The organism is Shewanella sp. NKUCC01_JLK (assembly GCF_019345615.1).
Classification (GTDB): domain Bacteria; phylum Pseudomonadota; class Gammaproteobacteria; order Enterobacterales; family Shewanellaceae; genus Shewanella; species Shewanella oncorhynchi.
The window spans coordinates 164,501-182,832 of sequence record NZ_JAHKRD010000002.1 but is presented as its reverse complement, the minus strand read 5'-3'; the positions used below and the strand labels follow the sequence as shown (position 1 = coordinate 182,832).

Below are 18,332 nucleotides of genomic sequence, written 5' to 3'. Positions count from 1 at the left end.
TTTTGTCAGATCAATCTAGCATAGCCGAAGCCCTGCAATGGGCTTATGTGCAGTTAGCATCAACCTCTGAATCCGCTCATTTGGATGCAGAGGTTTTGTTGTTATATTGCCTCAATAAAAGCCGAAGCTATTTGTATACTTGGCCTGAAAAATCCCTAACGGTTGAACAGTGGAAACGCTTCCAGCAAATGGTACAGAAACGCCAAAAAGGCGTACCTGTGGCACATATTGTCGGTGAGCGCGAATTTTGGTCGTTGCCTTTTATCGTCAACGACACCACTTTGATCCCGCGTCCTGATACGGAAATTCTGGTTGAAACCGCCTTGAACATGCCGCTTTCCACCTACGCCAAAGTGCTCGATTTAGGCACAGGCACTGGGGCGATTGCGCTGGCGTTGGCGTCTGAGCGTGAGTCATGGCAAATCACCGCGGTCGATAAAGTCGATGATGCCGTGGCTTTGGCTATCGCGAACCGCGAGAACTTAAAGCTGCCACAGGTCGAAATTCTCCAGAGTGACTGGTTCAGTGCCGTAAAGTCACGGGACTTTGATTTAATCGTTTCAAATCCGCCCTATATTGATGAATCAGACGAACACTTGCACCAAGGTGACGTGCGTTTCGAGCCCCAAAGCGCGTTAACCGCCGCCGAGGAAGGCTTTGCCGATCTTTATTATATTGCCAACACTGCCCGAGATTACTTAAAGCCTAACGGCTATATCCTGCTCGAACATGGTTTTGAGCAAGCTGTAAAACTCAGAGCTAAGCTTATCGAACTCGGCTACGAGAATGTCGCCACAGTGCGAGACTTTGGCAGTAATGATAGATGCACTATGGGCAAATGGGCGGAGTAAGTTACTAAAAATAAATTCGATGACCCAGAGAATAATGATGAGACTTTAGACTTATTAACTTGTCATCTTAAATATAACGCTATTGCCAATCTGCAATAGCGTTTTTTATGTGTAGGTATTTTCTTAAAATAGTGTCTTCAGTGAATATAAGATGACTATTCTTAGGAGATATAGTTATAGGATATAGTTTAATCAGCTGTGGAATGGGAAGTTTTTCTTCAGCATTTGCTATAAATTTTATATAGCGTTAATAGAAATAACGTAATTAATTATGATGAAAATGGATTTTTTCTAGAATTCTAAATTAAATTTTTATTGGAAACATAATGCCAGTATTTACTGGCATTAAGGTTTTAAATTTATAGCCTTAGAAGCTGTAGCCTATTCCTACAGTGAAGCTCGTCATTTCAAATACTCCAGAATCCTGGTAGGCTAATGTTGTCATAATTTCGAAGCCATTATAAAAACGACAACGCCAACCTAATGCGGCATATAAGCCATATCCATCGTCTGAATACTCATCTATAGTAATAACATCATCACCACTATTTCCGTAGTCATTCAATTGATAATTAGCTTTAGATTGAGATAATCCGGCCTTAAATATCGCATTATGTCTTGCTGATATTTGGTATGTATATGTGCCAGCAAGCCGAGAGGAATAAGAGTTCTCCAACACGTAATCGTCAAAAACACCATGTATTGCTGCGGTAAAAGGCTCACTTTGAAATGGTGTGTAACCTACTTCAACTCCCCAATCTGGGGTGAATTGATAGCGATAGGCAAAGTCATAATGGGTAATCCCCCCATAGTCTTCTGTTAAGCCTAAACCCAAGCCTGCAGAGAAACCATGGGTTTCGTCTGCGCTAGATGCTGTAGTGGAAATGAGTAAAGCTAAAAGTATAAATAAGCGTTTCATTGTACTTCCTGTAATCACATTAATCCATGAACGCTAAAAGTAACAGATTTGGTTGCTAATTGTAAATGTTTTGGTTTTTATTTATTTCGTATGGTCTCCCGATAAGTGGGCAGATGTCAGTAAGCTTATATTGAAACAAATGTAATAATTTATTATTTCTTCTTAGACTTCAGTAATTCACTATGTATTTTACTTGGTAAGCAGTAATTGTTGTTAAATCCTCATTGTTTCTAAATGAACTAAATTAGATTTTATAGTATTTTTGTGTTGGCTGTATTTGTATACAGTGTGCGGAAATACATTTTTAATGAATGGAAGTAATTTAATTCAGATTTAAGGTTTGATTTTTATGTACCATAATAATTAAAATTTTTTTATTAACGCTATTTTTGATAGCCACGAGTTCAAATCCGAAGTGCAAGATTTGGCAACTAAACCACTATTTTATTATCCAGTTAGAACACTAGGTTACTCGCTCCTTCCTGCATACCGTTCTATTTTTTCGAATGTTTAGGCCGTGATTTCGCGTTATTCTTTTGTAAACTTCCTTGTTATTCTGCCTCCATCAGCAAAGCGTTTGCGTCTTGTGTTAGCCGTACGGTCTTGGCGTTTCACGTATCGCTTTGCTCAACCGATAGGAGAGCAGCAATGAAAGTATTAAGTCAGTTTTCCGCCCAAGCCGCGATGGATGGCGATGGGGTCAATATTCGCCGTGTCGCCGATTTTGTGACGACTAAATTTGATCCTTTCTTGATGATCGACGAAATAAAATCCGATGATGAACAAGATTTTATTGGTGGCTTCCCCGCACATCCTCATCGCGGAATGGAGACCTTCACTTATATTCGTAAGGGCGGTTTTGAGCACCGTGACCAAATGGGTAATGTGAAGGCGATTCGTGCCGGCGATGTGCAGTGGATGAGTACCGGGTTCGGGGTAGTGCACTCTGAAATGCCGCTGGCCGATGCTGTCGATGGTCTGCATGGATTCCAAATTTGGGTCAATATGCCCGCCAAAGACAAGCTGCGTCCAGCGAAGTATCAAGATACTGCGGGTAGCGCGAGCGTTGAAGTGGCCAATGACACGGGTGCTAGCTTAAAAGCCTTAGCGGGTGATTGGGGCTTTAAAGATCAACCGCTTATTAGTGCAGCTATTCAAGGGTTAGCGGGCGAAGCAGCCATTGCTGATTTAAGTCTATCGCCAAATGCTGAGGCCACGCTCGATTTGTCTCAACATGAGTTTGTCGCCTTGTACTTGTACCAAGGTGACTTAAGTAAAGGTGAAGATTCACAGTGGTCATCTGCTTCAAATCAACATCATCAGGGCGAGTTTTTAGTGCTCGATAGCCAAAGTGTGCTTAAGCTTAAAGCGGATGAGCGCGGCGCTGGGATGCTACTGTTTGCGGGTAAACCTATCCGTGAAAAAATCGTCCAGATGGGTCCCTTTGTGATGAACACCCAAGCGGAGATTCAGCAGGCGATTCGCGATTACCAAGAAGGGCGTTTCGGCCAGATCGCGTAATTTGTTAAATCTGCCGCACTGAGCTAATTCTAAATCCAAGCCTAAGCCCTGTATTCCTGCAGGGCTTTTTTGTTGCTGTTTACGCCTACTATGTCTATTGCTTAAGGACTTGAGGCAAAAGCTGCGCTTTGTTGCTACAATAGCCGTGCTTTTGGGGTGAGCGAGCCTAGCGCTTAAATCTAAACTCAAGCTAGCCCAAAGCTAACCTGAATCTTGATAGACCAGTTAAATCGATAAGTAACGCAATTTCAGTAACCTAGCAGCCGCTTCGTTACCCACCACAGGATATTCACCTTGAGCAACTCTGATACTAAGCCTAATCCATCAATGGCTTTTTCGACTCTTAAGCTAAAACCCGAACTGCTTGAGAACCTTTCTTCTATGGGCTACAACGAGATGACGCCAATTCAGGCGCAAAGTTTGCCACCCATTTTAGCGGGGCAGGATGTGATAGGTCAGGGTAAAACTGGCTCGGGTAAAACGGCTGCCTTCGGCTTAGGGTTACTGAACAAGTTAGACGTTAAACGCTTTCGCATTCAAACCTTAGTGTTATGCCCAACCCGCGAGTTGGCCGACCAAGTGGCGCAGGAAATCCGCACCCTTGCCCGTGGTATTCATAACGTTAAAGTACTGACACTTTGCGGCGGTGTACCTATGGGACCACAGGTTGGCTCGCTGGAACACGGTGCACACATTATTGTGGGTACGCCGGGTCGTATCGTCGATCACTTAGATCGCAATCGTCTAGATTTAAGTAATCTCAACATGTTAGTGCTCGATGAAGCCGATCGCATGTTAGAAATGGGCTTCCAACCTGCTCTCGATGCGATTATCGAACAAGCGCCACGTGAGCGTCAGACGCTGCTATTTAGCGCGACGTTCCCTGAGCAAATTCAATCGATTGCTAAGCAAATCATGTATGACCCAAGCATGGTTAAAGTTGAAGGTAATCACGACAGCTTAAGCATAGCTCAACATTTTTATCACTTAGACGATGACAAGGCGCGTATGCAAGCGCTGCAATTATTGTTGTTAGAACATAAGCCTGAAAGTGCAGTGGTGTTTTGTAACACTAAACGCGAAACCCAAAAAGTGGCCGATGAGCTTGAAGGTTTAGGCTTTAGCGTATTGGCTTTGCACGGCGATTTAGAGCAAAGAGACAGGGACGAAACCCTGCTGCAATTTGCTAATAAGAGTGCCTGCGTCTTAGTGGCGACCGACGTTGCCGCCCGTGGTTTAGATATCGATGCGCTGGATGCCGTGTTTAACTATCACGTCGCCTATGACACCGAAGTGCACATTCACCGTATCGGTCGTACTGGCCGTGCGGGCAGTAAAGGTGCCGCTTATACCTTCTATAACGACCAAGACGGTTATAAAATTGCCTTGTTAGAAGAGTATTTAGAGCGCGAAATTACCAGTGAATCACTGCCATCTGAAAGCCTGCTCGGCAACACGCCTGCAGCGCCAACCATGATCACTCTGCAGATCGATGGTGGTAAGAAGGAAAAACTGCGCCCAGGGGATATCTTAGGCGCGCTGACAGGCGAAAACGGTATCGAAGGCTCACAGGTGGGTAAAATCCAAGTGACAGATTACCGCGCCTATGTGGCCGTTAATCGTAAGGTTGCCAAGAAAGCACTGAACAAAATTACTGGCGGCCGGATCAAAGGAAAATCTTACCGCGCTTGGCCAATGAAGTAAGTTTGGCCTAGCTTGAGTTGAATCGTACCTCGATTTAATTCGCTCTATTTTTAAAGGGAATAAACTCAGGTTTATTCCCTTTTTTGTTGAGTTTTATTACCGCCGTTACTGTGCCTTTTGTCCACGTCACCGCTAATCTTATTGGGCGATTAAGTAACACTTTGTATTTGTCTGCTTAATTGATATGCCCCTCAGCTTGCCTGTGTTAGAAGTGATTCTGAGTAAAAAATAAATGAGCGGATTAACGGCTTTGTCAGGTGATAAGGCTGCATCGGTTTGGAGTATTTATGTTTCGATGGACTATTTTACTAAGCATCTTTTTGAGCGCAGCGAGCGCTGCATCAATTCTGCCAGAGCCGCAACCGGAGTCTAAGTCAGAGCCGCAACCGTTACAGCACTTCATCTACATTAACCATCGTGAGGCTAACGGAGAAAACATTCGTGCCGACAAGGCGCTGCGCGATCCCCGTTTTGGCGGTGCGCAGATTGTTTATACTTGGCGCAGTTTAGAGCCTAAGCAGGGCGAATATGATTTCAGCGCGATTAGGGCCGATATTGCATATCTCGATTCGATAGGCAAAAAATTGTGGATCCAGCTGCAAGAGAAATCCTTTACGCCCAGAGTCAATGTGCCGCGTTATTTGCTCGATGATCCTATTTATCAAGGCGGTGTGTTGAAGCAAAGCATGTTGAGTGCACCAGAGCGTGATCCCAATAAACCGGTGACGGATGATGAGTATGGCTGGTCAGCCAAAATGTGGGAGCCCTCAGTGCGTGCACGTTATCAACAATTGGTGCGTCAGCTTGGCCAAGAGTTTGATGGGAAAATTGCGGGCATTAACTTTAGTGAAAGCTCAATTGATGTGGGGACTGAAAACGCCGATGGAACGACCACCTTCCCCAGTGATTTTAATCCTAAAGCCTATATCGATGCGATTGGCGAGAATATGCAGGTATTAGCTGAGTCATTTCAGCATTCAACCGCTATGGTGTATTTGAACTTTTTGCCAGACGAATGGCTGCCATGGAATGACAAAGGCTATATGCGAGGCTTATTTGCGCAAGCCAAATCGCTCAACATGGGTGTGGGTGGCCCAGATTTGATGCCTTACCGTAAAAGTCATATGGCACAAAGTTATGCCTTTATTAAAGATTACCCAGCGACACTGGTGAAAGGTATGGCGGTGCAAGACGGTAATTTGCGGCAGATTAATCCTAAAACGGGTAAAAAGAATACTGTGCCTGAGCTGCTGGATTTTGCGCAAAATTACCTAGGCTTAGACTACATTTTTTGGGTTGAAGATGAACCTTATTTTACGGATGAAGTCCTGCAGCAGTTGCCAGATACAAAGGCGAATTAGCTTAGGTTGCCGTTTTAGGTTGTTTAAGGCAGTGATTGTTCAAGCCGATTATTGTTCAAAGCGTAGATAACGAGCTAAACATCAAAATAAACAAAGACAAACAAAAACGCCCAATTCCATATGGAGTTGGGCGTTTCTGTTTAGGACTTAATACGGCTAAATCGCTAAGCAAGTTCGCTTAGCTTTTGCATTAATCCTGTGAATGTCTTGGACGACTCGCACCGTTATTTGGGCGACGGGTGTTTTTCTTTGGGCCATTGGCGTAAGGATTCTCACCCGCTTGGCCACGATTTTCGCCAGCGCCTGAACGGCTTTCACTTGGACGACTAGCGCCTGCGCTATTGGCTCGGCCATCGTTTGAACGTGGGGGACGAGGTTTGGCATCACTGCGGGGGGCGCTACTGGCTTCACCGCTGTGTCTTGGATTCTTGTCGTTTGGCTTGTGACCGCGCGCGACGTCACCGCTGCGTTGACCGTCTTTATGCTCGGCGCTTCTTGGAGCACCATCGCGTGAGCTAGGTTGGTTTGAGCTGCGGGTATTTCTACGGCTTGGTACTGATTTACCGCTACTTTTCCCGCCGCCACCCAAACGTGACTCAGGCAATACATGGTTAAAGCCTTCAACCATTTCTCGGTCTAATACGCGATTGATCAAACGCTCGATATCGTTCAGCAGTTTGATTTCTTCGTTGCTCACCAGTGACACGGCTTGACCCGATGCGCCAGCGCGGCCAGTACGGCCGATACGATGCACATAATCTTCTGGCACGTTCGGTAAGTCGAAGTTAACCACTTGTGGTAATTGGTCTATGTCTAAACCGCGGGCAGCAATATCGGTTGCAACCAGTACGCGAGCTTGACCATTTTTAAAGTCGGCCAAGGCTTTAGTACGGGCGGTTTGGCTCTTGTTACCGTGGATAGCGGCGGCTTTGATACCTGCCTCTTCAAGGCTTTTCGCCAGACGGTTAGCGCCATGTTTAGTGCGCGAGAATACCAACACTTGTTGCCAATCGTTTTGCTTGATGAGTTGGATCAAGAGTGCCGATTTTTGGCTCTTATCAACTGGGCAAACCCATTGTTTTACTGTGGTCGCTGCCGCGTTACGTGGCGTGACCGAAATTTCGACCGGATTGTTGACTAAGCCTTTTGCCAGCTCACGAATTTCATCGGAGAAGGTGGCCGAAAACATCAGGTTTTGACGTTGCTTAGGTAAAATGGCCAAAATCTTACGGATGTCGCGGATAAAGCCCATGTCGAGCATGCGGTCGGCTTCATCTAACACTAAGATCTCAAGCTGGCTGAATTTCACCGCTTTTTGATTATATAGATCCATCAATCGACCAGGCGTCGCGACTAATACGTCGACACCGTGGCGCAATTTTGCGATTTGTGGATTGATAGGCACGCCACCAAATATCACCGCTGAGCGCAGTGGTAAATTCTTACCATAGGTTTCAACACTTTCTGCAACCTGAGCTGCCAATTCGCGTGTCGGAGTTAACACTAATGCGCGCACTTGGCCTGCTTGGGCACGGTTACCTTTACTCAGGAGTTCGAGCATAGGTAGGGTGAAACCTGCTGTTTTACCTGTTCCTGTTTGGGCGGCCGCCATCACATCTTTGCCTTGAAGCACAGCGGGAATTGCTTGAGCTTGGATTGGCGAAGGTGTGTCGTAGCCTTGTTCGGCAACGGCTTTAAGTATCGGGGCCGATAAGCCCAGGGAGGTAAAACTCATAGATTGGTCTCTTGTGGCAACACTGTGCTGCATTTATGGTCAATAGCCAGGTCTGCTGGCGGGCGTGCAGCTTACAGGATCAGGGCTTTAAGTGCCATCTAATAAAGGTTTTTGGGCTGGGTTTCATTCATATTGGCACATAAATCGCTTGTCGGCGGCTTTCACTCGGCCTCGCTTATTTTTATAGGCGCAAGTTTAGATGGCAGAGTTTGAGGTTATGGAAGTTAATTGATTTCAAGGAACAAGATGACTATTAGGCCTATTTCATAATATCAATTGAAGTCATAGGCATTTTTTATCCAGAGTTAGAATGAGTTAGCGGTAGATCACGCTACAATAATGAGAGTGGTATAAACTAAAGTCGATTGGAGTAGAATTAACTAATGACGCAATTGGTTTCGCTATCTGTTCAGTTCGTGATTGATGTTATTCGCTGAATTTTTAACAATGAACCGAGCGAAAGAATTATTGAGTGTTTTCACAGTCACGTTTAACTGAGTCATTCATGTTTAACCGAGTCATTCATGTTTAACTTAGTTATTTAGATGGAGTGGCTTAAGAGCAGTTCTCTGCATGCTTGCGATTTATCTCACGTTTATTTTAGGATGAGGCATTGTAGGAACGGTTAAACGCCTCTCATTTATAGGTGGATTATGACAGCGATACAGCATATTGAACGCCTTGCACGAGGACGCAGTGAACAAGCCGTCGCTGTGATTAAAAATGTGCAGCAGATGTCAAATATCCCCATGCATGAGATGCAACTCGCGCTTAAACAATTGCTCAACTGTGGCCGAATTGCGCTGCATTTTCACCCCGATAGAATCGACAGCCGTGGTATGACTGTTGCCGAAGGTTTACTGCGCGATGGTCAATACCGTAGCCAGTTTGAGACTCATATTTCCAATGGTCAGTTGTCACCTGAGTTAGGTGGCCCACGGGATCATTGGGAAAATCAGCTTTTTGGGGATGTATACAAGGGCACTAAATCTCGGCCTAAATACGGTGCACTCGATCTGGGGATGTGGCAGGACGGTCCCGCCCCACGTTTTGGAAGCTGTTATTTTTTGACTCATACAAGTGCGATGGCACGCTCAACCTTTAGTTATCTCGACTCGTATCGTAATCCGAAAGAGAAGGGCACGCTGTCATGTTTCGATGATATTTTAGCGGCGCTGCTGACTGAGAGTTTTGAGCGTCACTATGCCTTAGGCAAAACCGACTTTAAGCCACTGAATGTGATCCATTATTTGGGGCATCAGCTCAATGCTTCCTTGCTGTCACGTTTCGAGCGGCCGCTATCGAATAATCTTGACCATTATATAGAGGCACAGATCCATGGCGATGTTTCCCTCGATGAAGATATCGCCATGCTGGTGGCGGACCCCAGTTTTAAGGGTACTGATATTGGCGCAAGCTTAAGTAAAATTTGCGATAAATATGATATTGAGCTGCAATATCATGGTGGCTTTAGCCTGCATACGGCACAGATCCCCAGTGATTTCCGTGGGCCAACTATGCCATCGCTGGCTAATCGGATTGCCGTAGAAGACAGAGTCGATGCCTATGCCATAGGCGTGGCGGCGCGGGATTTATACCATTCTCCCCAGCATTGGCGTGACCGCGGTAATCGTGCGCAAGTCGCCCATGAACTTAAGTTGCTCTGGCATGTGCTAGTGAAATACGGTGGAGTGCAATAAGCGCGAACTCTTTAAAAATGCTTAATTGTAAACGTAAGCATTAACAACAAAGTGAGTTTAGGGCGTAAATAAAACAGCGAGATAACCTCAGGTTAACTCGCTGTTTTTATATAGATATTTTATCGTTAAGGTCGCCTAGCAACCAGTGTCGACTTTTTTATAAGTGGGAACGCCCGTTGTCTCCCATTTATAGTCGATATAGCAATTTGTCGCTTCGACTTGCGCTTCTGTGGGCGTGGCAAGGTTCAGTTTTTGCTTTGGTGTGGCGATAACTTCATAGGTGCCGTTGGTGGTGTAAATTCGATAGGACCACTCATTCACATTTAGCCCTGCCGCTTTAAAAATTTCTGGCGGAGTCGTGTAAGCTGTACTTGGCGTTATACCGCTGGTACTGGCAGCCCAAGGCTGATAGTTTTCGCCACGGATTTCGTCGTAAACGACTCTATTCGTGGTGCCGCTGTTAGCAATTTCCGACTTTGCCTTGAATAAAGTGACGGCGGATTTCATCGAAGCCAGTGCACCTGAGAGCTGACTCTTATATGCATCTGATTGTAAATTAATGAATTTAGGTGCAGCTACTACGGCTAATACGCCAAGAATAATAATAACCACAACGAGTTCAATCAGGGTGAAACCAGCATTTTTATTTGGCATAGATAGAGGACATTCAATACAAAGAGCTTCATGCTACCTAAGTTTTTTAAATCAGGCTAGTACTAGGTAAAGTTCCGTTAACTCCTAGATTTATTTATCTTTAGCTCGTTTTTGTGAGTCCGCTAGCAAAAGTCTGTGATAGGGTTTCATCTGTTGTAGATGCCTGCGATACTGCGCCCCTATCGGAACTTTTTGGCTGTTGCAAGCCCCTTAAACTGAATTGTTATCGATAGTCGATCCCCGCTACGAGTCGCTTAATTGTTTTCTTGTTGGAGCACCATGGATAAGTCGTTAGAAAAATCCCTTCTTGTTTGGCTTAAAGCCCAGAAAAAAGCCTGTGGCCTGTTCCTTAAATTGTCGTTATGGCTTGGGATGATAAGCGCCGTCGCTATGGTGGCGCAGGCTTATATTATCGCGACGATTCTGGATGGCGTGATCATAGGGCAAGTTATACCGCTTACTGACAATGCCCAAACGATCAGTTCCAGTGTGAGTATTGATACCTATATTCCTCATTTTATTGCGTTAATTGCCTTGATGTTACTGCGTGCCTTGCTGGCTTATGGGCGTGAGCGCGCCAGTTTTGAGGCGGGTAAGCGTCTACGTGGCCATATTCGCGCGGCAGTGATGGACAAGTTGACTAAGCTAGGTCCAGCATTTATTAAAGGTAAACCCGCAGGGAGTTGGGCCAGCATAGTTTTAGAGCAAGTCGAAGATTTACAAGATTTTTATGCCAGATATCTCCCACAAATCAGCCTTGCAGGTTTTATTCCCGTACTCATTTTAGTGGCGGTATTCCCGATTAACTGGGCGGCAGGCTTAATCCTGTTACTCACAGCGCCATTAATCCCTATGTTTATGATCTTAGTTGGCATGGGCGCTGCCGATGCTAATCGCAAAAACTTCAGTGCGCTTGCAAGATTGAGCGGCCATTTTATGGATAGATTAAAAGGCTTAAGCACGTTGAAACTTTTTCACCGTGGTGATGCCGAGCTTAAGGTGATCGCGAGTGCTTCAGAAGAGTTTCGTAGCCGCACTATGTCTGTGCTACGCATGGCCTTTTTAAGCTCAGCAGTCTTAGAGTTTTTTGCCGCGGTATCGATTGCTGTTTTGGCGGTTTACTTTGGTTTTAGTTACTTAGGTCACTTAGATTTTGGCTACTATGGCGCCCATGCCAATATCAGCTCAAGTACAGCTCCTGACATGGGTGGTATTCCTTTCAGCCTATTTACTGGGCTATTTATTCTGATTTTAGCTCCTGAGTTTTATCAACCGCTGCGCGACATGGGGACTCATTACCATGCTAAGGCGCAGGCTATAGGCGCGGCAGAAGCCTTGATTACCTTGCTCGAACATCCGGAACCTGAGTTTTTCGGCCACGTCCGTATCAATAGCATAGAGACGCTGAGTGCCGACAATCTTGAGGTGTTCAGTGTTGATGGTACGCGTTTACTTGGCCCACTGAGTTTTGAGTTAAAAGAGGGTGAACGCTTAGCTTTAGTTGGTCCGAGCGGAGCGGGTAAAACCAGTTTACTCAACGCCTTATTGGGATTTTTACCCTACAAGGGCCATTTGTTGATTAATGGCCATGAGTTATCCGCATTAGACTTAGCCCATTGGCGACAGCACTTAGCTTGGCTTGGACAGGAACCGCAGTTATTTCACGGCACTGTGCGGGATAACGTTGCCTTAGCCGACCCTACTCTGCCCGACGATATGCTGTGGCACTTACTGGCTGAGGCCAATATCAGTGACTTCGTTAAGGCGCAACCACTGGGTTTAGATGCGCCGGTCGGTGAGCAATCTTCCGGTTTATCCGTCGGCCAAGCTCAACGTATTGCTTTAGCAAGGGCGCTTGGGCAGCAGGCGAGTTTGTTTGTCCTCGATGAACCCACAGCTAGTTTAGATAGCCAGAGTGAGCAGGCGGTGAGTTCTGCGCTGAATCGCGCCATGGCGGGTAAGATGTGCATTATGGTGACCCACAGATTAGATCAGTTAGATCAAATGGATACTATTCTTGTGCTCGATAAAGGCTTGATAGTACAGCGGGGCGACTTTACCACTTTGTCTAACACAAACGGCTTATTCCAAACTTTACTGCGTGAAAATGTTGAGTCCGTGGCTGATATTGAACTTGTACCGTTATCGGCAAGCGCCAGTGAGACGCAGCCTGATAGTGACGCTCCACTCGACATTGCCGCCGAGTCCACTAAAGGAGATGCCCAATGAAAGTGCTGATCCCCTTTATTCGATTGTTCTCGCGTCAATGGTTGATGATGTCCGTGGGCTTGCTGCTGACCATTATTACTTTGATGGCGGGCATAGGTTTACTGTCACTTTCGGGCTGGTTTCTTTCCGCTACTGCTGTTGCAGGTTTGACGATAGTCACGGCGCAGTCCTTTAACTTTTTCACTCCTGCTGGCGGGGTACGTTTCTTATCAATTGCCCGAACCGCTAGTCGTTATGGCGAGCGTTTAGCGACCCATGAGGCAACCTTTAAGTTGTTGACTGAGCTTCGTGTTTGGGCGTGGCGTAAACTCTTGCCGCTAAGTGCTAAAAATCTGCAGGGGCTACGCCGTGGCGACATGCTCAATCGCTTAGTGGCCGATATCGATACCCTCGATCATCTTTACCTGCGACTGCTCACGCCTATGGCGGCATCCCTTCTGATGACGGGGCTCTTGTATCTGTTTCTTGCTTGGTTCGATGCCAAACTTGCTCTCAGTCTTTGCTTATTCTTAGTCGCTGTTTGGCTGGTGATGCCACTGCTATTTTATCGCCTTGGACACGCGCCAAGCCGAACTATGCTCGAAACCAAGCGTCATTATCGGGTGCAGTTGCTGGATATGTTGCAAGGCCAAGCCGAACTCAGTCTATTTGGCGCGAACGACAGATTCAGGCAAAAACTGAATGATGCGCAGACAGAGCTGTTTCGCAGCCAAAGCGCGATGGCCAATATTACTGCACTCAGCCAAGCCATGTTGATCCTCTCCACGGGCTCAGCCTTGATCATGATGCTGTATTTAGCCGCTCAAGGTGTGGGTGATGCCGTGCCGCCGGGGCCCATGTTTGCACTTATGGTGTTTGCGACTATGGCCTGCGTCGAGATGATGATGCCGATCGCGGGCGCGTTTCAGCATTTGTCAGGTTGCGTATTGGCCGCAACGCGAATTAATGAAATCACCGAACAAAAGGCCGATATTCAATTTGCTGTCGATACTGGCTTGAGGGCAAAGTCTGGCGCATTACAGATTGAAGGTATCCACTTTGGTTATCGAGACGATCAAAACGTGCTGCAAGGTTTGTCCCTTGAGATAAAAGCCGGGCAAAAAGTCGCGTTACTTGGGCCAACGGGTTGCGGTAAGTCGAGCTTATTGACGCTGATTACCCGCGAATGGCAAGCGCAGCAAGGGCACATCAAACTCGATGGTCATGCACTTTCAGAGTACAGCGAGCGCGGTCTTAGGGATGCGATTACTGTGATTAGCCAACGCATCTATTTGTTTGCGGGTACATTGCGGGAAAACTTAGTATTAGCGCTACCTGTTATCGAAGGCGAGAAACGCACGGCCCACGACGCACGCTTGATTGATGTGTTACAGCGGGTTGGGCTTGGGGCTTTACTCACGGGTGATAAGCCGCTGGATATGTGGATAGGTGAAGGTGGACGTCAGCTTTCGGGCGGCGAGCAGCGCCGTATTGGTGTTGCTAGGGCGCTGCTGCGTGATGCGCCGCTGCTATTGCTTGATGAGCCAACCGAAGGGCTAGATAAACGCACCGAGCGGGAAATTTTAAGTTTACTGTTTGAATTTGCTCAGGATAAAACCTTACTTATGATTAGCCATCGTTTAACTGCTATGGCGAAGATGGATCAAATTCATCTACTCGGTCAGGGGAAGATTATTGCGTCTGGTACTCACCAGAGCTTAATTGAAGACAGTGCAGAGTATCAGGCCTTGTACCAAAGACTCGCTTAAGGTTTTGGATTTAATCTTTTAGAATTAAGACGTTGGCGCTCAATATTATAAATAGCGATATATTTTACCCATTAAAAGCGGATATGAATCTATGAACCCTGCGATGCCAGAAGCATTAGCCCCACAAATTAATGCCCATTTTAATGGTAAGTTTGAGGTCGAGCTTAAATATCGCTTATTGGATCGCCACGCTTTTTTCGCTGCCTTACAAATGAGAAATCCCGAGGTCATGCTCGAAGATAACCTTGAGCATGACTGTTACTTTGATCTGCCATCACAATCACTTAAAAATGAGCACAAGAGCTTGTGTATCCGTGAGATGCAGCCATCGGGGATAATGCTGTGGATAGTGAAAGGGCCAGAAAAAGACCGCTGTGAAGCCGTGAATATCACTGAAGCAACAAAAGCAAAAAGTATGCTGCATACCTTAGGTTATGAGTGCGTACTGGAAATTAAAAAGCGCCGCAGTATCTATTTTCTGGGTGAATTTCATCTAACAATCGATCATATCGAAGGTTTAGGGGATTTTGCTGAACTCGCGATTATGACCAATGATGAAACCCTATTGCCTAAGTATGAAGTTCAATTGCAACAACTCGCCGCTGACTTAGGCCTAAGTGAAGTGCAGCGAGAGTGGTTATCCTATCGGCAGTTGCAGCAGGCTTTCAATAATAAGTAATGGTTCAATCTTTTGGATTAACAGCTTGAGGCTTAATAGCTTAAAGTTTCATCGCTTAAGTTTTATGGTTTACATCGCTAAATTCGGCTAATCAATCCATCGCAACAAACCGCTATGGCTCAGTTCAAATCCCTTTGAGCTTCACTGTCCATACCGCATTCACTGTTTGTTTTAACTCGCTATCGACGACTTAAACTTAAGCAGCGTACTTAAATTCGAGTATCACATTTCAATTCAAGCCACCTTTACAAATTCAAACGGCTTACATACTGATTATTCAGTTTTATTTGCCGTTAGTTACTTGATGCGTTTTAGCCTAAGCGTTGTGAAAAGGCGAGGTAGCGTTTAACTTCCGCTTCAGGGAATTTTAATTCGTCACCATCTTGAACACTTGAGAGTAAATTCTCCCGAGCGAAGCGTTTAATGGTCGCTGGTGTTTTATCTAACATTTTGCACACTTCATCTAAGGTTAATAAGTTATCGCTCATGGCACTCTCCCAGTAATTCAATAGAAACATAACCCAAAGAGTATAGAACAATAATTCCAATCAAGATGACGCAGCAGCCTAAACCGCCAAGGCTATGATTCTATTTTGTGGTTGCGGGCGGTTTCCCGCACTTGGCTCTCTATTTGGAGATGGCCTTTTGCTGCCGTGATCGCCAGAACGGCACGGGACTTGAATTCGCGGCGATATAAGGTTGCGACCACAAATAAGCTGGCCGAGATAAAGAGTATCGGGTGTACAAACCAGCACAATACCGCCATTGAAAAGTAATAGGCGCGTAAACCATAGTTATAGGAGTGTGCCGCTTGATCTTGCACTGTTGCCATTTGTCTTGCATAGGCTTTGAGATTGTCATTTGAGCCATCGGTGTCGAGAGGACCCGCGCCTATCATCACGTTCACAAAGCCGTATTGACGCATTGACCAAGTAAACTGGAAGAAGGCCATTACAAAAATGCCGACTAGTAGAGCTAACTTGACTTGCACCAGCGCATGATTCGGTGGCGTAGCGAAGGGAATGGTGGCAATCACACTTTCTAGTCGTTCAACTTGCGCAAATAAGGTCAGTACACCCGCGAGCACAAACAGCGTGGTCGAGGCAAAAAAGGCAATATTGCGTTCTAAGTTGGCCAGTAGTGCCGCATCACCTACACGTACACCGCGAGTCATCACCTCAAGCATCCAGTAAATTCTATGCTTATGCAGACCACGGGCAATACAGTCGGTATCTCTCGCCTTACGACGGGCAAAGGCGGTATAGCCAGCCCAAGAAACGATAAACCACACCAATGCAGAAATATCTAACAACGAAAATTCCATAGTTACCTTGAGAAAGTGACCTTGAGAAAGTGAAAAAACAATCGATTGATTGAAGGCTGATTATGAAGGTTTTTATCTCTTAGGCGCAATCCCCTAGTATCACTTTGAAATCTATCCTATTCACAATTTGAAGCCGCTCACATTGGTGTTGAAACCTTTCGCAGGGTGAGTGTTGTGGGATTACAGCCAAGCGGCAAGGATGGTTGGGTGCTTAGCGTTTGCTGATATTCACCGGCAGCGGCTCGCCATTGCATTCGCTCACCAACACGCAGCGAGTCCGTCCTTGGATGCTCGACCGCCCCGTCCATGGGGCGGACGGTCGTCTCGCCCATTACCATGGTTTGCCTTTTTAAATCAGCGTAATCTGCTAATTCAAAAGACTAGCGTTACCATGCTGCGAATGGTCACTTTATGACAAAACTTCATTACTCTAACCATTCATAAACCTGAAAGTGAGTTATTAATAACTGAACATTTAAAAATGGGTGACACATTAAATTTTTGGTTTGAATAAAGTAGGACATTGGCCTTGCTAACCCCGAGGTGACCATATATGTCCTGTCTTTTTGCCTTACGGTAACTCCGAGGGGATGGTGAACTCCTGTCGCTTTCGCGCAGTCTGCACAGCAAACAGACTGATGCCTAACATCACTTTTAGAAAATTTAATAATGGGTGATTCGCCATCAAACGCGATAAAAAACGCTATCACCAAAAAGTAAATTCCTTTAGCATCATTGATAGCAATTTATATGGATGTCGCAGCACTCAAGTCTAACAAGCGATTTATGCCCTGCAAACACGCAGCGCATAAATACTAAGACGTTAGCACCCATAAAAGATCTAGCATAAATTATGAATAAGGAAAATAAATGATTGCCTTAGCAATGTTTAATAATAAAGGTGGGGTAGGCAAAACTACTCTGACCTGTAATATCGCTTCTTACCTTGCTAAGAAAGGGAATAAGAGGGTATTAGTTATCGATTGTGATCCACAATGTAACGCTACTCAGCTAATTATGGGGGAGAACTACGCAGCAGAATTGTATTTTTCTGATACGAATAACGGGTCTACGACAACCATCAGTGATATCCTTCGTCCAATAGAAGATGGCGATTCAACCATTGCACATTCAATTGTTCCGATTAAAAGCTCAGACAATCGATTTGGTGTTGATTTGATTCCAGGGCATCCATCTTTTTCAATAATTGAAGATAGGTTGGGCGCTGCATGGCATGACCTGATGGGTGGCGATATTGGAGGTATAAGAAAGACAAACTGGAACACTTACCTTAAAAGGAAAATATTTAATAGCTATGATTATGTGCTGTATGACTTGGGACCTAGTTTAGGTTCAATAAATAGAAGTGTACTTATTGGTTGCGATAAATTCATGACCCCAATGGGGACAGATATTTTCAGCATTTTGGGTATTAGAAATATCTCAACATGGTTGCAGTCTTGGGTTGATAGATATGAAAATGGCCTTGAACTTTGTGAGCGGAACTCGGCAGGAAGATTAGCAGCTTTTAATATAGATCGCTCTTTACCAATAAAAAAAGGATATATTGGATATACAATTCAACAGTATATAACTAAGTCTAAAGGTGGTATTAGGAGGCCGACACGAGCTTATGAACAAATAATAAGCAATGTTCCTGTTGAGATAGAAAATTCACTATCTAATTATTTATCTACAGGCATGGATAAAGAAAACCTTCAGCTTGGTGATGTTCCTCATTTGTATAGTCTCATTCCTTTAGCACAATCTGTATCATCTCCTCTTTTCGAGTTAAAAAGTGGAGATGGGATAGTAGGTACGCAAGGAAAGCAAAAAGAGCAATACGAAGAGATTCTTGGTGGAATATGCTCAAACTTAGTGAATAACATAGAAATGGGGCGGTAAGT

14 protein-coding genes are annotated in these 18,332 nt (G+C 45.3%); 9 read left to right on the top strand and 5 right to left on the bottom strand.

All coding sequences use genetic code 11. The annotated features are described in order from the left end of the window. Positions 1-2: 2 nt before the first annotated feature. Positions 3-851 (top strand): peptide chain release factor N(5)-glutamine methyltransferase, encoded by an 849-nt coding sequence (gene prmC / locus KO537_RS03070; RefSeq protein WP_198571870.1) that lies wholly within the window; start codon positions 3-5, stop codon positions 849-851. 367 nt (positions 852-1,218) lie between these two features. Here prmC and KO537_RS03065 read toward each other — a convergent pair whose 3' ends face one another. Then, entirely contained in the window at positions 1,219-1,770 is a 552-nt protein-coding gene (locus KO537_RS03065; protein WP_219233830.1) for an outer membrane beta-barrel protein, read from the bottom strand. A gap of 648 nt (positions 1,771-2,418) precedes the next feature. Between KO537_RS03065 and KO537_RS03060 the strand changes: the two genes are divergently transcribed. From KO537_RS03060 to KO537_RS03050, 3 genes are all read left to right on the top strand, one after another. Further along, a complete protein-coding gene (locus KO537_RS03060; protein ID WP_219233829.1) occupies positions 2,419-3,291 on the top strand; it encodes a pirin family protein in 873 nt (290 codons plus the stop codon). 327 nt (positions 3,292-3,618) lie between these two features. Next, a complete protein-coding gene (gene dbpA / locus KO537_RS03055) occupies positions 3,619-4,995 on the top strand; it encodes an ATP-dependent RNA helicase DbpA (RefSeq protein WP_011847678.1) in 1,377 nt (458 codons plus the stop codon). A 287-nt stretch (positions 4,996-5,282) separates the two neighbouring features. Further along, complete coding sequence (locus KO537_RS03050) at positions 5,283-6,356, top strand: hypothetical protein (protein ID WP_219233828.1); 1,074 nt, start codon at positions 5,283-5,285, stop codon at positions 6,354-6,356. A gap of 190 nt (positions 6,357-6,546) precedes the next feature. Here the strand turns inward: KO537_RS03050 and KO537_RS03045 are convergent, their stop codons facing one another. Next, positions 6,547-8,091 carry a DEAD/DEAH box helicase gene (locus KO537_RS03045; protein WP_173242909.1) on the bottom strand — a complete coding sequence of 515 codons (1,545 nt, stop codon included), beginning with the start codon at positions 8,089-8,091 and terminating at the stop codon, positions 6,547-6,549. Between the two features lie 653 nt (positions 8,092-8,744). On the opposite strand from KO537_RS03045, the gene KO537_RS03040 reads away from it, so the two are divergent. Beyond that, a complete protein-coding gene (locus KO537_RS03040) occupies positions 8,745-9,791 on the top strand; it encodes a DUF3626 domain-containing protein (RefSeq protein WP_173242912.1) in 1,047 nt (348 codons plus the stop codon). Between the two features lie 135 nt (positions 9,792-9,926). Here the strand turns inward: KO537_RS03040 and KO537_RS03035 are convergent, their stop codons facing one another. Beyond that, the gene (locus tag KO537_RS03035) at positions 9,927-10,445 is read right to left on the bottom strand and encodes a prepilin-type N-terminal cleavage/methylation domain-containing protein (protein ID WP_113939039.1); all 519 of its coding nucleotides are present in this window, start codon (positions 10,443-10,445) and stop codon (positions 9,927-9,929) included. 279 nt (positions 10,446-10,724) lie between these two features. On the opposite strand from KO537_RS03035, the gene cydD reads away from it, so the two are divergent. From cydD to cyaB, 3 genes are all read left to right on the top strand, one after another. Further along, positions 10,725-12,674 (top strand): cysteine/glutathione ABC transporter permease/ATP-binding protein CydD, encoded by a 1,950-nt coding sequence (cydD, locus tag KO537_RS03030; RefSeq protein WP_219233827.1) that lies wholly within the window; start codon positions 10,725-10,727, stop codon positions 12,672-12,674. Next, on the top strand, positions 12,671-14,422 hold the full coding sequence (cydC, locus tag KO537_RS03025) for a cysteine/glutathione ABC transporter ATP-binding protein/permease CydC (protein WP_219233826.1): 1,752 nt from the start codon (positions 12,671-12,673) through the stop codon (positions 14,420-14,422). Before cydD ends, cydC begins: the two co-directional genes overlap by 4 nt. 91 nt (positions 14,423-14,513) lie before the next feature. After that, positions 14,514-15,101 (top strand): class IV adenylate cyclase, encoded by a 588-nt coding sequence (cyaB, locus tag KO537_RS03020; RefSeq protein ID WP_219233825.1) that lies wholly within the window; start codon positions 14,514-14,516, stop codon positions 15,099-15,101. Positions 15,102-15,412: 311 nt separating this feature from the next. Here the strand turns inward: cyaB and KO537_RS03015 are convergent, their stop codons facing one another. Next, positions 15,413-15,589: a helix-turn-helix domain-containing protein gene (locus tag KO537_RS03015; protein WP_006082937.1), complete on the bottom strand. Its 177-nt coding sequence runs from the start codon at positions 15,587-15,589 to the stop codon at positions 15,413-15,415. A gap of 92 nt (positions 15,590-15,681) precedes the next feature. Then, a complete protein-coding gene (locus KO537_RS03010) occupies positions 15,682-16,425 on the bottom strand; it encodes a DUF599 domain-containing protein (RefSeq protein ID WP_105251545.1) in 744 nt (247 codons plus the stop codon). Between the two features lie 870 nt (positions 16,426-17,295). Between KO537_RS03010 and KO537_RS03005 the strand changes: the two genes are divergently transcribed. Further along, positions 17,296-18,330: a ParA family protein gene (locus KO537_RS03005; protein ID WP_219233824.1), complete on the top strand. Its 1,035-nt coding sequence runs from the start codon at positions 17,296-17,298 to the stop codon at positions 18,328-18,330. Positions 18,331-18,332 lie beyond the last annotated feature (2 nt).

What these genes read in the sequence shown, in the direction of transcription:
- cydC (WP_219233826.1), top strand. Translation starts at nt 12,671, where the DNA reads ATGAAAGTGCTGATCCCCTTTATTCGATTGTTCTCGCGTCAATGGTTG.
- KO537_RS03060 (WP_219233829.1), top strand. Translation starts at nt 2,419, where the DNA reads ATGAAAGTATTAAGTCAGTTTTCCGCCCAAGCCGCGATGGATGGCGAT.
- KO537_RS03010 (WP_105251545.1), bottom strand. Translation starts at nt 16,425, where the DNA reads ATGGAATTTTCGTTGTTAGATATTTCTGCATTGGTGTGGTTTATCGTT.
- KO537_RS03035 (WP_113939039.1), bottom strand. Translation starts at nt 10,445, where the DNA reads ATGCCAAATAAAAATGCTGGTTTCACCCTGATTGAACTCGTTGTGGTT.
- cyaB (WP_219233825.1), top strand. Translation starts at nt 14,514, where the DNA reads ATGAACCCTGCGATGCCAGAAGCATTAGCCCCACAAATTAATGCCCAT.
- KO537_RS03040 (WP_173242912.1), top strand. Translation starts at nt 8,745, where the DNA reads ATGACAGCGATACAGCATATTGAACGCCTTGCACGAGGACGCAGTGAA.
- KO537_RS03005 (WP_219233824.1), top strand. Translation starts at nt 17,296, where the DNA reads ATGATTGCCTTAGCAATGTTTAATAATAAAGGTGGGGTAGGCAAAACT.
- KO537_RS03015 (WP_006082937.1), bottom strand. Translation starts at nt 15,589, where the DNA reads ATGAGCGATAACTTATTAACCTTAGATGAAGTGTGCAAAATGTTAGAT.
- cydD (WP_219233827.1), top strand. Translation starts at nt 10,725, where the DNA reads ATGGATAAGTCGTTAGAAAAATCCCTTCTTGTTTGGCTTAAAGCCCAG.
- dbpA (WP_011847678.1), top strand. Translation starts at nt 3,619, where the DNA reads ATGGCTTTTTCGACTCTTAAGCTAAAACCCGAACTGCTTGAGAACCTT.
- KO537_RS03065 (WP_219233830.1), bottom strand. Translation starts at nt 1,770, where the DNA reads ATGAAACGCTTATTTATACTTTTAGCTTTACTCATTTCCACTACAGCA.
- KO537_RS03045 (WP_173242909.1), bottom strand. Translation starts at nt 8,091, where the DNA reads ATGAGTTTTACCTCCCTGGGCTTATCGGCCCCGATACTTAAAGCCGTT.
- KO537_RS03050 (WP_219233828.1), top strand. Translation starts at nt 5,283, where the DNA reads ATGTTTCGATGGACTATTTTACTAAGCATCTTTTTGAGCGCAGCGAGC.